The organism is Chlorobiota bacterium (assembly GCA_016700335.1).
Taxonomy (GTDB): domain Bacteria; phylum Bacteroidota; class Ignavibacteria; order OLB7; family OLB7.
This window is the reverse complement of record CP065014.1, coordinates 2,490,432-2,504,164: the sequence shown is the minus strand read 5'-3', so window position 1 is coordinate 2,504,164 and position 13,733 is coordinate 2,490,432. Positions and strand designations below refer to the sequence as shown.

Here is a 13,733-nt window from a genome sequence, read left to right as displayed (position 1 = left end):
AATAATTAAAGGTTATAATTGTAAAACCCAAATAAAAAAATGAAACGTCCTAACCCGCAACAATAGAGAAGTTTAGAAAATACTAGTTGATAAACAAATCTCAAAAAAAGAGTTATAACTTTTTGGAAATAGAAAAGGAACTAAACTTAAATTTCAAAACAATTAAAAGAAGATGAAAAAATCAAAACGGAACCGCAGCACAGCACAGCACAAAGCCTAACTATGGCTTGTTTAAATGTAATAACGGTAATTAAATTACTTAAAAACAGTAACTTTTATTGCTATAACATTGTCATCTTTTCTTTGGGTTAATAGAACTTATGCTCAAATTCCATTAGATACAATTTGGGTCGATGTTGGTTCTGTAGTAGAGCCATTTTTAACATATTGGTGTTCAGACTCAATTTCAGGTTGTAGTGGCGTTGTAACAATAACAACTATAATCAATCTGCATTTTTAAATAAAAATAATCATGAAATATTACATAATAATAATTGTTTTGATAATTACTTCAATAAAAGCTAATTCTCAAAATTTAATATGGGAGAAAATAATGAAACAACCAACAATATCCTCACCTGATTATGGTTTTACATTTAGAGGATATAATGTTTTAACAGATGATAAAAATAATATCTATATTAATGGAGGATTTTCACCTAACAACTGGCAAACTGAGCTAAGCATATTATCAAAATATAATACAAATGGAAACATACTTTGGGAGTTTAAATACCCTTTTCATTTTTATCCTTACGATGAATTTACAAGATATGCTTTGTTTATTATAGGTAAGTATTTATTTTTCGATAGAAATGGAGGATTAAATTACATAGGTTGCCGGACACCTTCTGGAGGAACTTTAATAAATAATAAATTATCTGTAGGACCTCGAGGAGATGATGGAAGAACAAGTGTCAATATACATGATCAAGCAACTGGATCAATATTAAAAGAGTACTTGGCTTTTCCAAAAAATTATTCAGATGAGACTCTTTTCAATTATGGATATACAGATGTCTATTGCAAAGTAAAAAATTTGAGAAATGGAGATATAGCAATTTCAGATCAAATCAATTTGATTATAACAAATGATAGCGGAGTACTAAAACATTCATTAAGAATACCAAATTTAGGTTTCGAGAAATCAGTTCATTCAATTGATCAATTAAGTGATGGGGGAATTCTAATGTTATATACATTACAAACAAAAGGAGAATATAATAAGGGATTTAATTATATGATAAAAACTGATTCGACAGCTAAATTGTTATGGACAAAAGTTTTTCAAATGGAGGTACTTAGAAGTTCATCAGCAGCGAGAGAAATGCCAAATGGGGATATAGCAATGATGGGATATTACAGTGGTAAAAGTTCTGGCAAATACTTTCAGAAAGCAGAGTTAACAATGTTAAATAGGGAAGGAGATTCGTTATGGAGTAAAAGTTATTCATCAAAGAATAAAGAAGCATTATCACCGGAACAAATGAAAGTAACAAAAGAATGGAACCTAATAATATGTGGAGCAGAAGTAAATTTCAATCCAACAGGAACAGGAAGTAATTATGAGAATGATTGGGATATATGGTTAATGAAGTTAGATAAAAATGGGAATGAAATATGGCAAACATCAAGGAAGAATATAGATAGTTTTGATTATGCAAACGATGTAACAATAGATAAAAACGGAGATTATATAGTAACAGGATATATAAATTGGACATCAATGTATTTAGGGAAGTTTCAAGATAGTATGCAAAGTAGTGTAAAAGAAATAAAGGAGAAAGAAAGTAAAATTGGAATAAAACAAGAACAGAACAAATTGAAATTTACAAGCGAAAACGGAGAAAATATAGGGTTGATAAACATTGAAATAAATGATGAAATAGGAAAGCGAATAGATATAAATTTTATAAATAATAATGAAAATAAAGTATATGACATAAGCAATTTAAGAACAGGTATATACTTTGCAACATGGCAAGAAAAAGGAGCAACTAAAACAAAAAAGATAATGATACAGAGGTAAAAAAAAGAACAACAAATTTGAACTAGTTTATTTTTAATTATTAAAAAAAACCTCGCAGATATATTAAAATAAGGTCTGCGAGGTTTTAAAAAAATATTTATTTAATGATTTTCAGGTGGAAGCAAATGTCTCCATTCATGTGTATCAATAAATTTTGTATCAAAATCACCTCTTAAAAACTTAGGATGCTCCATCATCATTTTATGAAAAGGGATAGTAGTTTTTACGCCTTCGATAACAATTTCATCAAGGGCTCTTCTCATTCTAATAATAGCATCTAAACGTGTTCTACCAAAAGTAATAAGTTTAGCTAACATAGAATCATAATTTGGTGGTACAATATATCCTTGATAAATATGAGTATCAACTCTAACTCCACGACCGCCTGGTAAATAAAGAGTTTCTATTTTACCTGGGCTTGGTCTGAAATCATTATAAGGATCTTCAGCATTTATACGAACTTCCATAGCAAATCTTTTAGGAGGGGACATAGTAAAGCTTAATTTTTCACCTGCTGCAATTGAAATTTGCTCTTTAATCAAATCAAAATCTAATGCTTCTTCGGTAACTGGGTGTTCAACTTGAATACGAGTATTCATTTCCATGAAATAAAAATTCTTATGCTTATCAACAAGAAATTCAACAGTACCAGCACCTTCATATTTAACAAAAGCACAGCCTTTAATTGAAGCATCACCCATTTTCTTCCTAAGTTCATCATCAACAATTGGAGAAGGTGCTTCTTCAATCAATTTTTGATGTCTTCTTTGAATAGAGCATTCACGTTCATTCATATGAGAGTAATTCCCATATTTATCGCACATAACTTGAATCTCAACATGACGAGGTTCTTCAACAAATTTTTCTATATAAAGTCTTCCATCATTAAAAGCAGCTTGGGATTCATTTTGAGCATTGTTAAAAGCTTTTTCAATTTCTGATTCATTATTCACAATCCTCATACCTTTGCCACCACCACCTGCAGCTGCTTTAATCATAACAGGATAACCAACTTCAGCAGCAGTAATTTTAGCTTGCTCAAATGTTTCAATTACACCATCACTTCCAGGTACAACAGGAACTCCAGCTTTTCTCATAGTATCTTTAGCAACAGATTTATCTCCCATCATTCTAATTGAATCTGGACTAGGCCCAATAAATGTAAATCCACTCTCTTCACATATTTCAGCAAACCTAGCACTTTCGGCAAGAAAGCCATAACCAGGATGAATTGCATCAGAATTTGTTATCACAGCAGCAGCAATTACTCTTGGAATATTTAGGTAACTATCACGAGAAGGAGGAGGACCAATGCAAACAGCTTCATCTGCAAATTTTACATGGAGAGAATTTTTATCAGCAGTAGAATATACTGCAACAGTACGAATACCAAGTTCACGGCAGGCTCTAATAACACGAAGTGCAATTTCACCACGATTTGCAATCAATACTTTATTGAACATAAATAATTGGTTTACTTCGAAAAAATTATTCTACTTTGTTTAAGATGTTGGTTCAATTAAAAACAAAACCTGATTATATTCTACTGGCTTTCCATTCTCAACTAAAATCTTAGCAATTTTGCCATAAGATTCTGATTCTATTTCATTCATCAATTTCATAGCCTCAACTATACATAAAGTTGAACCAGGTGATACCATAGAACCTATTTCAACAAAAGAGGCTGAGTCAGGTGAAGCAGATCTGTAAAAAGTTCCAACAATTGGAGATAAAACTTCATGATACTTTTTATCGTCGGTAACAACTGCTTTTGGTAATTCTGAAACTATCTGAGTTAATGGAACTTGAGTTATAGGAGTAGCTGATAGTTGTTGATTTGTATTATTAAGTTCTCCAAAATTTGAAGAAGAACTAAGCAAACTTACCTTTTTGTTCTCCTTTGATAATTTAATTTTTTCACCTTCAGTTTCAAGGCTAATAGAATGAACAGAACTTTTATCTAAAGCATCAAGCAATTGCTTGATATATTTAATATCAATCATTGGTTTATTTTAATATAATTATTTTGTTAAATATTACTCCTATTAATACAAAATTAAAATTCAATAACTAAATTACATAATTAAAAAAATTAATAATATGTGAAATTAAACTTTTGCTCTATCTAGATATTCTCCTGTTCTCGTATCAACTCTTATAGAATCACCTTCATTTACAAATAAAGGAACGTTTACGGTAGCACCAGATTCAACAACTGCTGGTTTAGTAGCACCTGTTGCAGTGTTCCCCTTTTCACCTGGTTCAGTTCTTTCAATTACCAAAGTTACATGTGGTGGAATTTCCACTCCAACAACATCTGTTCCATTAAACATTATTTGTGCCTCGCCCGATTCTTTTAGAAAACCTGCTTGAACTCCAACTGTAACTTTAGGTATATTCACTTGCTCATAAGTTTCAGTGTCCATAAATACCATATCATCACCATCTTTATACAAGTATTGCATTTGCTTTTTATCTATACGAATCAACTCAACTTCTTCACCTGAACGGAATCTATTTTCAAGTAGTTTACCATTTTTCATATTTCTCATTTTAACTTGATAAAATGCTCTTAAATTTCCTGGGGTTCTATGTTGAGATTCGAGTATTACACATAACTCATTGTTATATTTTATTACTACACCTGGTCCTAAATCTGAAGTATTTGCCATAAAGTTTTAAATAAAAATTTTACGAAGTTAAAAATAAATTTTAAATGAAATTTATTTCTTTGAAGTAATTAATCCACTCCTTAAATTTGTTTTATTGAATAGAGAAAATATTGGGAAAAGAGGGAAGATTGCCTTTATTAAAAAATAAGATTGATATTAAATTATTAAAATCTTATAAAATTAGTTATCTTGAGGCGTCGAACGGATTCGAACCGTTGTAGAAGGTTTTGCAGACCTCTGCCTAGCCACTCGGCCACGACGCCATTGAATACTTCTATTGAACTAAAAAAGACAAATTAGTTATTTTATTTTTAGAATTAACTTTTAAAAAAAATTAGGCACAAATTTAAGGATTAATACTTTACAGACAAAAATAGATTTTAGAACTTATAATCATCTTTACTCATAATGAACAATTTTAGATTACTTATTTTCTTTTGCTTGATTCTTATCCAAGTTTCACTACAAGGACAAACTCAGTTCGATAACAATGAAATTCCACCTGCAATAACTGGGAATAATGGAAAAGTTTTCATTGGGCAGCAACGAGGAACTATTTTGATTAACAATAATTCTTTATTAAGTGGAACCCCAATAGACTCAATTACTGCTGGTAAAGAACTTCCAGCTGAATTGGCTACAACGCTTCTGTTAACAATGCCAAATGTAAAAACTTCTCCTAAACTTATTGTGGGATTAGTATCATATAAAATCCCAAATGCCAAAGATAAATATGGAGTACTTAGATCTGTAGATTTTGGCTTAACATGGGAAATCATAAAGCCTGCTGCATTTGAAGATTCATTGTTGAATTACAAAGCAAACTATTTTCAATTACCATTTAAAAAATTTAATTGGATAAATGATAAAGTTGGATTTTTGTATGGTTTAAAAGGTATCTTTAAAACAACTGATGCAGGATTAAATTGGGTTAAAGTTTATACACCAAAAGCTATTGATGAAGAGATTAGAGCAATTAGCTTCAAAGACGAAAAAAATGGTATGGCATTGCTTGGAATTTTGTATAATAATTTTTTCTATAAAACAATTGATGGAGGTTTTACATGGGAATTTATTTCAGATTATCCAAATAATAGAACAGGATTAGATTTAAGTTATATAGAGAATGAATACAGATGTTTAACCTTTTATAGAGCACAAGTTGATTTTAATGCATTTGTATATTATTATGACAATTCAACTGAAAAATGGATTGAGAAAAAAGCGAGAAATATTGAAAAAGGGTTAACTTTTATGACTGAGATTTTATGGAGGGGAAGGAAACAAGGTTGGCTAATTGGAAGGGCAGGCGAAATATGGTATACTCCAGATGGTGGTAGAACATTTGAGCTTGCTCAATCTCCTGATACATCGAAATATAAAGGGTTATGGGGTGATGATGATAAGTTGCCAATACTAGGCCAAAGCTCAATGATTCTTGATGATAGTCTGATTGTTCAAGCTGCTAGCTTAAGAGTAACTGTTAATAAAAAACCTGTTACATCTCAATTATATTACACAGCTCGATGGCCAATTTCTTCTTTTAATAAACAATCTTCAGATGTTAAAGAATTTGAAAATAGATTGAATAAAAAGTATATAATTTATCCAAATCCATCATCAAATGGAAACTTTAATTTATCTATAATTAATCTTAAAAAATCTTGTACAAAATTTTCTGTTTTTAATCTAATTGGAAAAGAAGTTTATCATAAAGATTTAGGTGAAATTATAGAATCATCCAATGAAATTGATTTGAGCTTATTATCTAAGGGGAATTATATTTTTGTTTTGAACTGTGGTGATGAAGTTTCTCAAAAATTGATTACAATATATTAATTTATATTTTAAAGTGAATTATTGAATTAATGTTATTTTATTTTATTTAATTTTTAAATGATATTTTCTAAATAATAATTTATGATTGAGATTAATGAATGTGATGTTATTTCGTTCTTAATTAAAGAAAATAAATTTGGGATAGCTCATGTGGTTGTTACTGAAAACTTAATTTCTACACAGTATCACTTATCAATTTATGATATAGTTTTTGATAGTGAATATGAAATAGATTATGAAGGTAATATCATATTACACAACCAACCTTATTTTGATTTTAATAACAGCAAACTTATCATTGATCATGTTCTTATTACTCAAGAAGCCTTAGAAAATAGCTTGGTCAATGTACTTGAAAAAATTGAACCAAATGAAGAGGAACTTGATGGTTATAGAATCTGGTTGACTCTAAAAAGAGAAGAGGCTTTCGAAAAAGGTTTGATATCAAATGTTCATGGTGAAGATTTTTCAAATAATGATGATGAGTTATCTGAACTAGATGAAGATGTTGATGAATTAGATAATGAAAATGAAAGTATCGAAGATATAAAAAGTAAAGTTGTAAATGTAGAACTTTGGCATACTCAACTTTGTGATGTACCACTAGGTCAAAGACTATTTGAATGGAATATACATTATGATAAAGATGAATTTAAAAATAGTGTTCTATGTGGATACATACTTTCAAAAGCAAATAATGTCGAAGAAATAAATGAATTGGTTCAAAGATTTATTGATGGTGATTATTCTGCTGGTCATGAACTTTTAGATTATGGTAATTTGGCTGGCGAAATTCTAGGTAATCACTTAAAAGATAATTTATCGATTGAAATGTCAACTGATATACTACAAGTATTAGGGGATTTAGGCACAGATTCATCTTATCAACATATCACTAATTTTTTTATAGAAAATTACAATAAAGATTCTAAATTTAGAATACCAGCTATTAAGGGTTTTGCTTATGCAGTAATGATAACTTCAGGTGATAACCCAATAATTAAGCCACATTTAGGAAAATTGTTTACATTAGATAATGAAGAAGAAGTCTCTGAAGATATTAAAATTGCATTCGATTCAGTTGAGAATTATTTATCTAAACAAAAAGATAAAGAAACAATAGATGATAAAATTGAATCCGATGTTGTTACTATCAATCCATTTGGAACTTTAGGAGTTTAATTCTAAAATGATTAATTATTTTAAAGGGTAAAGTCTAATTCGAAATTTATGTTAAACTTAAATGATTGAATATCTGAAAGGGGAGTTGATAGAAAAAAAATTTTCTAAAGCTATTATTCTTTGTAGTGGTGTAGGATACTCAACAATGATTTCAACTGCTACCTACGAGCAATTGCCAGACATTGGACAAGAAATATCTTTGTACATTCATTTAGTAATCAGAGAAGATTCGTTATCATTATTTGGATTTTCTGATAAAAGAGAAAAAGAAATGTTCTTGTTATTAATTGAAGTAAATGGTGTTGGAGCAAAAACTGCTATAGGAATTTTAAGTGCTTCAAGTGTTGATGTATTAAGACAAAATATTATGTGTGGAAATTCTGGTGCTTTAACTAAACTACCAGGAATTGGAAAAAAAACTGCTGATAGAATAACATTAGAATTAAGAGATAAAATAGCATCAGTTTCTCAAGGTGATGTATTAAATTATGAAGGATCTAAAGCCAGTGTTCGCTCAGATACTTTGGCTGGATTAATGGTTTTAGGTTACTCCAGACAGTTAGCAGAAAATATGATTCGTTCTGCTTTGAAAATAGATCCAAATTGTGAAAACTCATCCGATCTATTATTAAAAGCATCTTTAAAATACTTGTAATAGTTTATACTTTTTTTCAAAAAAAATCACTTAATTCTATTAATTTCTAGATATAAAACATAAATAATTTTATACCAAACTATCTTGATTTAAAAATAACTTTATTTTACTTGCAATCCCTTCTGGATTTAATTGTAAATCAGATAATAGTTCTTCAGTGTCACCATGTTCTACAAAAGTATTTGAAGGTAATCCATGAAGGTAAACTCTAACATTATTGGAATAAGATTTTGTAGAGATATATTCTAAAATTCCACTTCCAAACCCTCCCGCAGTAACATTATTTTCTAAAGTTATGATTTTATTAAATCTTGTGCAGATATCATCAATTAAATCTGTGTCTAATGGTTTAGCAAATCTAGCATTAACAACTTCAGCCGAAATACCATCTTGAGATAACAATTCAGCAGCCTGCATACTTCTCCAAACCATATCACCAAAAGCTAAGATTGCTATATCTTTTCCACTTCTTAAAGTTTCAGATTTACCAATTTCGATTAAGTCGAAATTAGTTTTCATATTTACACCAAAGCCTTCACCTCTTGGGTATCTAATTGCAATAGGACCACTTTCATATTTAACTGCGGTATATAACATATCACGAAGTTCTGACTCATCTTTAGGAGCCATAACAACAATATCTTGAATAATTCTAAGGTAGCTAATATCTAAAACACCATGATGAGTTGGGCCATCATTTCCAGCAATTCCAGCTCTATCAAGAACAAAAACTACATGAAGATGTTGAATAGAACAGTCATGAACAATTTGATCAAATCCCCTTTGCAGAAAAGTACTATAAATTGCAACTACTGGAATAGCACCTTCAGTAGCCATACCAGCAGCAAAAGTAACAGCATGTTCTTCAGCTATCCCAACATCAAAAAATTGTTCAGGACATTCTTGTTGTAATAAATCTAAGCTTGTACCATCTGGCATTGCAGCAGTAATACCTACAATTCTTTTATCAATTTTAGCAAGTTCAACCATTGCTTTTCCAAATACAACTTGCCATTTAGGTGCTGACTTTACTATAGGTTCTTCATTTAATGCAAATTTTTTTATTGCCTTACCTGTTCCTTTATCAGTTTTACCACCAAGGGCGTGTAAACGTTGAAATGAATCCGCTTCAGCAGGAGCGAAGCCTTTACCTTTTTCTGTTGTTACATGCAATAAAACAGGTCCGTCAATGCCTTTAGCAAAGTTAAATAAATCTACTAACTTGTTTACATTATGTCCATTTTCTGGACCAAAATATTTAAATCCTAATGCTTCAAACAAAATTCCAGGAGTAATTACAGCCCTCATTCCACCTTCAATTCTAGAAGCTATATGTTTAAATCTATCACCCCAATCGCCCATTTCACCAGCTATATTCCAAACTTTAGTCCTTACTTTTTGTATTGCATCGTACTGAGCTATTTGAGTAAAATAATTACTTATTGCCCAAACATTTGGAGCAATTGACATTTTATTATCGTTTAAAACTACTATTATTTTCCTTTTTTGCAACCCACAATTATTCATCGCTTCATAAGCCATACCACCAGTCATGGCACCATCTCCAATCATTGCAATAACATTAAAATCTTTTCCAGCCAAGTCTCTTGCAGCAGCAATTCCTAATGCAGCACTAATTGATGTGGTTGCATGTCCTGCTCCAAATGCATCATATTCACTTTCATTTCTTTTAAGAAAAGGACTTAAACCATTTTTTTGCCTTATAGTATGTAATTGTTCTTTTCTTCCAGTTAAAATTTTATGTGGATAACCTTGATGACCTGTATCAATAACAATTTTATCTATTGGAGTATTGAAAGAATAATGAGCTGCAACAGTCAAATCAACCATTCCAAGCCCAGCTCCAAAATGACCACCAACTTCACATATAACATCTACCATATATTTTCGAACCTCACTGCAAACTTGTCTTAGTTGGTTAATTCTAAGTTTTCTTAAATCTGATGGCTGATTGATATCTCGTAAAAGTGGAAACTCATTTAAGTCAATAAATCCATTACAGATTATGTTACTATTAGTTTGATTGTTCAAGTTAAAAATATAAAATTGGAAAACTTAAATTAAAAAATACTTAAAGGTACTTTTAGTGACAATTAATACTATCAAATATTATTGATACAAAATTAATTGTTTGCAAAGTAATAAATTTAAAATTACTTTATTAAAATATTATATAGACAGAAAAAGTAACTCTTTTTTGGTTGTAAATTTTATTGAAATAAATTAAAAATCTAAGCCAAGGGATAAATTATAATTAGGATCGCTCCAATCTGGAAATCTATAATGCCAAGAAACATCAAATTTCAACGGGAAACCAAAAACAGCTGCTCTAGCACCAATTCCAATACTATTTCTAAGTTTAGATTCATCAAGTGCTCCATCATTAAGTGAGAATACTGTATTCCATGCAGTTCCTGCATCAGCAAAAATTACACCACTCATATATTGAAACAATATAGGTAACGGACCTGTAATTAAAGCTCTAAATAAAGGGAATCTAAATTCAGCATTTCCAAGTAAAAATTTTGATCCTTGCATGGAACCATAAGAATACCCTCTTAATGGATAAAATGGAGTAAGTAATGCAAAGTCTTCAGCATTTTGAATTCTCAAATTAGTAGCGTTATTTGAAAAATAAATCAATTCATTTTCAACACTACCAATCACAAATTTTTGTGTTCCAGAATTAGTCAAACCAAAACTAGCACCACCTGATAATCTAATTCCAATACTATAATCACCCTGTTTTGATAGTTTATAGTATTTTCTTAAATCACCCATTAGAGTATAAAACCCTACTCCTTGATCGCCGAGCTTAGGGCTTCCAAGTAATGTTAAAAATAACCTGCCTCCACTAATTGGGTTAAATAAAAATGATTCTGAATTATCAAAAACATAACTCATGCTAGGCATTATTAAAAACTTGGTTTGATCTTCTAAAGATTCATCCTCTTGAAGTTTCTCTCTGGATACTCCTAAAAAAGAGAATCCTAAATCAAATCTTGAAAATCTATTAAATGGATTCGATGCTCTTCCTGAAAAACCAAATTGTCTAAATCTAGAGTAAGTATAATTATATAAAGGTGAAGATACATATACAAATCTTGCTGTATGAAATGCATCAAAACCAAGGTCAATGCGTTCTGGAAGATAATTATAACTTAACAAGAAATCACTATTTTTTGTATCCAGTAAAATATTAGTTGCTAAAAATAATTGATGATCCCCTAAAATATCACTAAACATTAATTGAGCAGTCCCTTGAACACCATAAAATGAACTATAGCCACCCATAGCTTGTACATAATCTGTTGTAAATCTTACTTTATAATCTTTAGGAACAAATTCATCTTTATTGTTTTTTGAGTTAACAGGTGGTGGAATTTTGTTTAATTGGGTATTATTTTTATTTTCATTAGTTTCTACTTGATCAGTAATTTCACTTGGATCAACTTTCACATTTCCATACTTGTTAAATCCAGTTAATAACTCAACAGGCTTAGTTTCATTTGAATCTTTAATATTTGTAATCACTGTTTTACTCTCAATCAAATACTTTGTAAAATCTAATGTGTCCTTTTCATTCTTTATTTCAAGTGGTGTTCTTAACAAAAAAACATCTTGTCCATCTGTATTCCATGAAGTAAATAATAATGAAGTTGCATCATGAGTAATTGATAATTGTTGAATACCACTAATTGAGTTTGTAATCGGCTTTAAATTGCCTGTTTTTAAATCTAATAAATATATATTGTTGATTCCATTTGCATCTGAAATATATAATAGTTTATCATTAACTGTTGCAATTGGAGAATCCTCATTTACACCTTCTGAATTGGTGATTCTTTTTAAAGTTCCCAATTTAACATCTATTGAAAAAATATCTTTTGAGTTATAATCAAAATCCCAAATTTTGAAATTTGTACCACTAAATTTTTTTATAGGATTGTCTCGCCTATCAGATGTAAAATAAATTGTATTATTATCAGGTGACCAAGAAGGTTCTGAATCACTAAAAATATCTTGAGTTAAATTAACCATATTTTTCCCTGTAGTATCGCAAATATATATATCAGATCTATCTCCCCTAATTCCTTGGAATGCTAATTTTGAGCCATCTGGCGACCAATCAACAGAGTAAATTGCTTCCAAAAGTAAATCCAATTTTCTTTGATATCCAGATTTTAAATCAATAACATAAATAGCATCTTTACCTCCACTTTTAACAGCTAAAGCAATTTTTTTACTATCTGAAGACCAAGCAATGGCAGGAGTAAGAAGATGTAATTCTTCAAAATCAACATTTGATTCACCTTCAATAATTTGTTCGGCATCTTCAGGTTTGTTAATGTTTCCTACATAAACAGATCTATTGCCATCTTTATCGGATATAAAAGCAAATTTTTGACCATCTGGAGAAATAGAAGGTGATGTATTAAAAAATGATTCTTCTTTTTTATGATTAGTTAAATTTTTTGCAAAATCCCTTGGTCTTTTCTTATCTGCAATATCAGGCCAATAATATTTTTTTAAATCAAATACAAATTGTTCAGAAAAATCTTCTATATTTTTATTGAAAGTTGCTTTAAAAGCATTATCAAGATTACCTGAAGTTTTAATTTTATTAATCAGTTCAGCTATTTTTTCACGTCCATAATTACGTTCAATGTACCAGTAAAATGCTTGTCCACCACGATAAGCAAAATATCCTCCAAGTCTTTCTAAAGGGGGCAGGTATTCTCCAATAGCTGCATCACGAATAAACATATCAGTCTCTAAATTATAGCCATCTAATGATTCATATTCTGCCAAACCTTCATTCATCCAAATAGGAAGTTCAATTTTTGCTCCACCTGAAATTAATGATTGTATTGTACCACCATAAAATTTGTCATTTAAAAAAGCATGTACTAATTCATGATGTATTACATGACGGAACTTTTCCCATTCACCTTCAAATGGGAGAACCATCCTATTTTTAAAGAGTTCTGTAACTCCTCCAACTCCTTCTGGCATATACTCTGAAACAACGTTTGTTTGTTGGAAATCATTTTTTGAATGATAAGTAATTATTGAAATTCGATTTGTGATTCTGTATCTGAAATCTGTTTGAAGTTTTGTAAGCGCGTCTTCGGCTACAAAGGATGTGAATTTTGCTAAGTTTAACCCAGATGAATCGTAATAATAGATATCAAAATGATCACTTTGAATATACTTCCAATTAAAGGTTCTGTATTGAACTTTGTTCTTACCAAATTGAGAATAAATGGTAGGAACTTGGAATAAAAATAGTAGAACTATAAACGTTGTGAAATATTTCAGTCTCATAAAGTTT

The 13,733-nt window shown here is 30.0% G+C and carries 10 protein-coding genes and 1 tRNA gene; 5 read left to right on the top strand and 6 right to left on the bottom strand.

Going from position 1 to position 13,733, the window contains the following annotated elements; translation table 11 throughout:
- Window positions 1–289 precede the first annotated feature (289 nt).
- Window positions 290–460 carry a hypothetical protein gene (locus tag IPP08_10185; protein QQS66124.1) on the top strand — a complete coding sequence of 57 codons (171 nt, stop codon included), beginning with the start codon at window positions 290–292 and terminating at the stop codon, window positions 458–460.
- Between the two features lie 12 nt (window positions 461–472).
- Window positions 473–2,029: a T9SS type A sorting domain-containing protein gene (locus IPP08_10180; protein ID QQS66123.1), complete on the top strand. Its 1,557-nt coding sequence runs from the start codon at window positions 473–475 to the stop codon at window positions 2,027–2,029.
- A gap of 101 nt (window positions 2,030–2,130) precedes the next feature.
- On the opposite strand, the gene accC is transcribed toward IPP08_10180, so the two are convergent.
- The 4 genes from accC to IPP08_10160 form a co-directional block, all read right to left on the bottom strand.
- On the bottom strand, window positions 2,131–3,492 hold the full coding sequence (gene accC / locus IPP08_10175) for an acetyl-CoA carboxylase biotin carboxylase subunit (protein ID QQS66122.1): 1,362 nt from the start codon (window positions 3,490–3,492) through the stop codon (window positions 2,131–2,133).
- Between the two features lie 39 nt (window positions 3,493–3,531).
- On the bottom strand, window positions 3,532–4,032 hold the full coding sequence (accB, locus tag IPP08_10170; GenBank protein QQS66121.1) for an acetyl-CoA carboxylase biotin carboxyl carrier protein: 501 nt from the start codon (window positions 4,030–4,032) through the stop codon (window positions 3,532–3,534).
- 105 nt (window positions 4,033–4,137) lie between these two features.
- The gene (gene efp / locus IPP08_10165; protein QQS66120.1) at window positions 4,138–4,701 is read right to left on the bottom strand and encodes an elongation factor P; all 564 of its coding nucleotides are present in this window, start codon (window positions 4,699–4,701) and stop codon (window positions 4,138–4,140) included.
- Between the two features lie 192 nt (window positions 4,702–4,893).
- Window positions 4,894–4,964 (bottom strand) — tRNA-Cys (locus IPP08_10160).
- A gap of 145 nt (window positions 4,965–5,109) precedes the next feature.
- On the opposite strand from IPP08_10160, the gene IPP08_10155 reads away from it, so the two are divergent.
- The 3 genes from IPP08_10155 (at window position 5,110) to ruvA (ending at window position 8,377) form a co-directional block, all read left to right on the top strand.
- Entirely contained in the window at window positions 5,110–6,540 is a 1,431-nt protein-coding gene (locus tag IPP08_10155; GenBank protein QQS66119.1) for a T9SS type A sorting domain-containing protein, read from the top strand.
- An 81-nt stretch (window positions 6,541–6,621) separates the two neighbouring features.
- On the top strand, window positions 6,622–7,722 hold the full coding sequence (locus IPP08_10150) for a hypothetical protein (GenBank protein QQS66118.1): 1,101 nt from the start codon (window positions 6,622–6,624) through the stop codon (window positions 7,720–7,722).
- Between the two features lie 61 nt (window positions 7,723–7,783).
- Complete coding sequence (gene ruvA, locus IPP08_10145; GenBank protein ID QQS66117.1) at window positions 7,784–8,377, top strand: Holliday junction branch migration protein RuvA; 594 nt, start codon at window positions 7,784–7,786, stop codon at window positions 8,375–8,377.
- 69 nt (window positions 8,378–8,446) lie between these two features.
- Here ruvA and IPP08_10140 read toward each other — a convergent pair whose 3' ends face one another.
- Window positions 8,447–10,387, bottom strand: coding sequence for a 1-deoxy-D-xylulose-5-phosphate synthase (locus IPP08_10140; protein QQS67874.1), 1,941 nt, complete (start codon window positions 10,385–10,387; stop codon window positions 8,447–8,449).
- 234 nt (window positions 10,388–10,621) lie between these two features.
- Window positions 10,622–13,726: a PD40 domain-containing protein gene (locus tag IPP08_10135; GenBank protein ID QQS66116.1), complete on the bottom strand. Its 3,105-nt coding sequence runs from the start codon at window positions 13,724–13,726 to the stop codon at window positions 10,622–10,624.
- Between the last annotated feature and the right edge of the window lie 7 nt (window positions 13,727–13,733).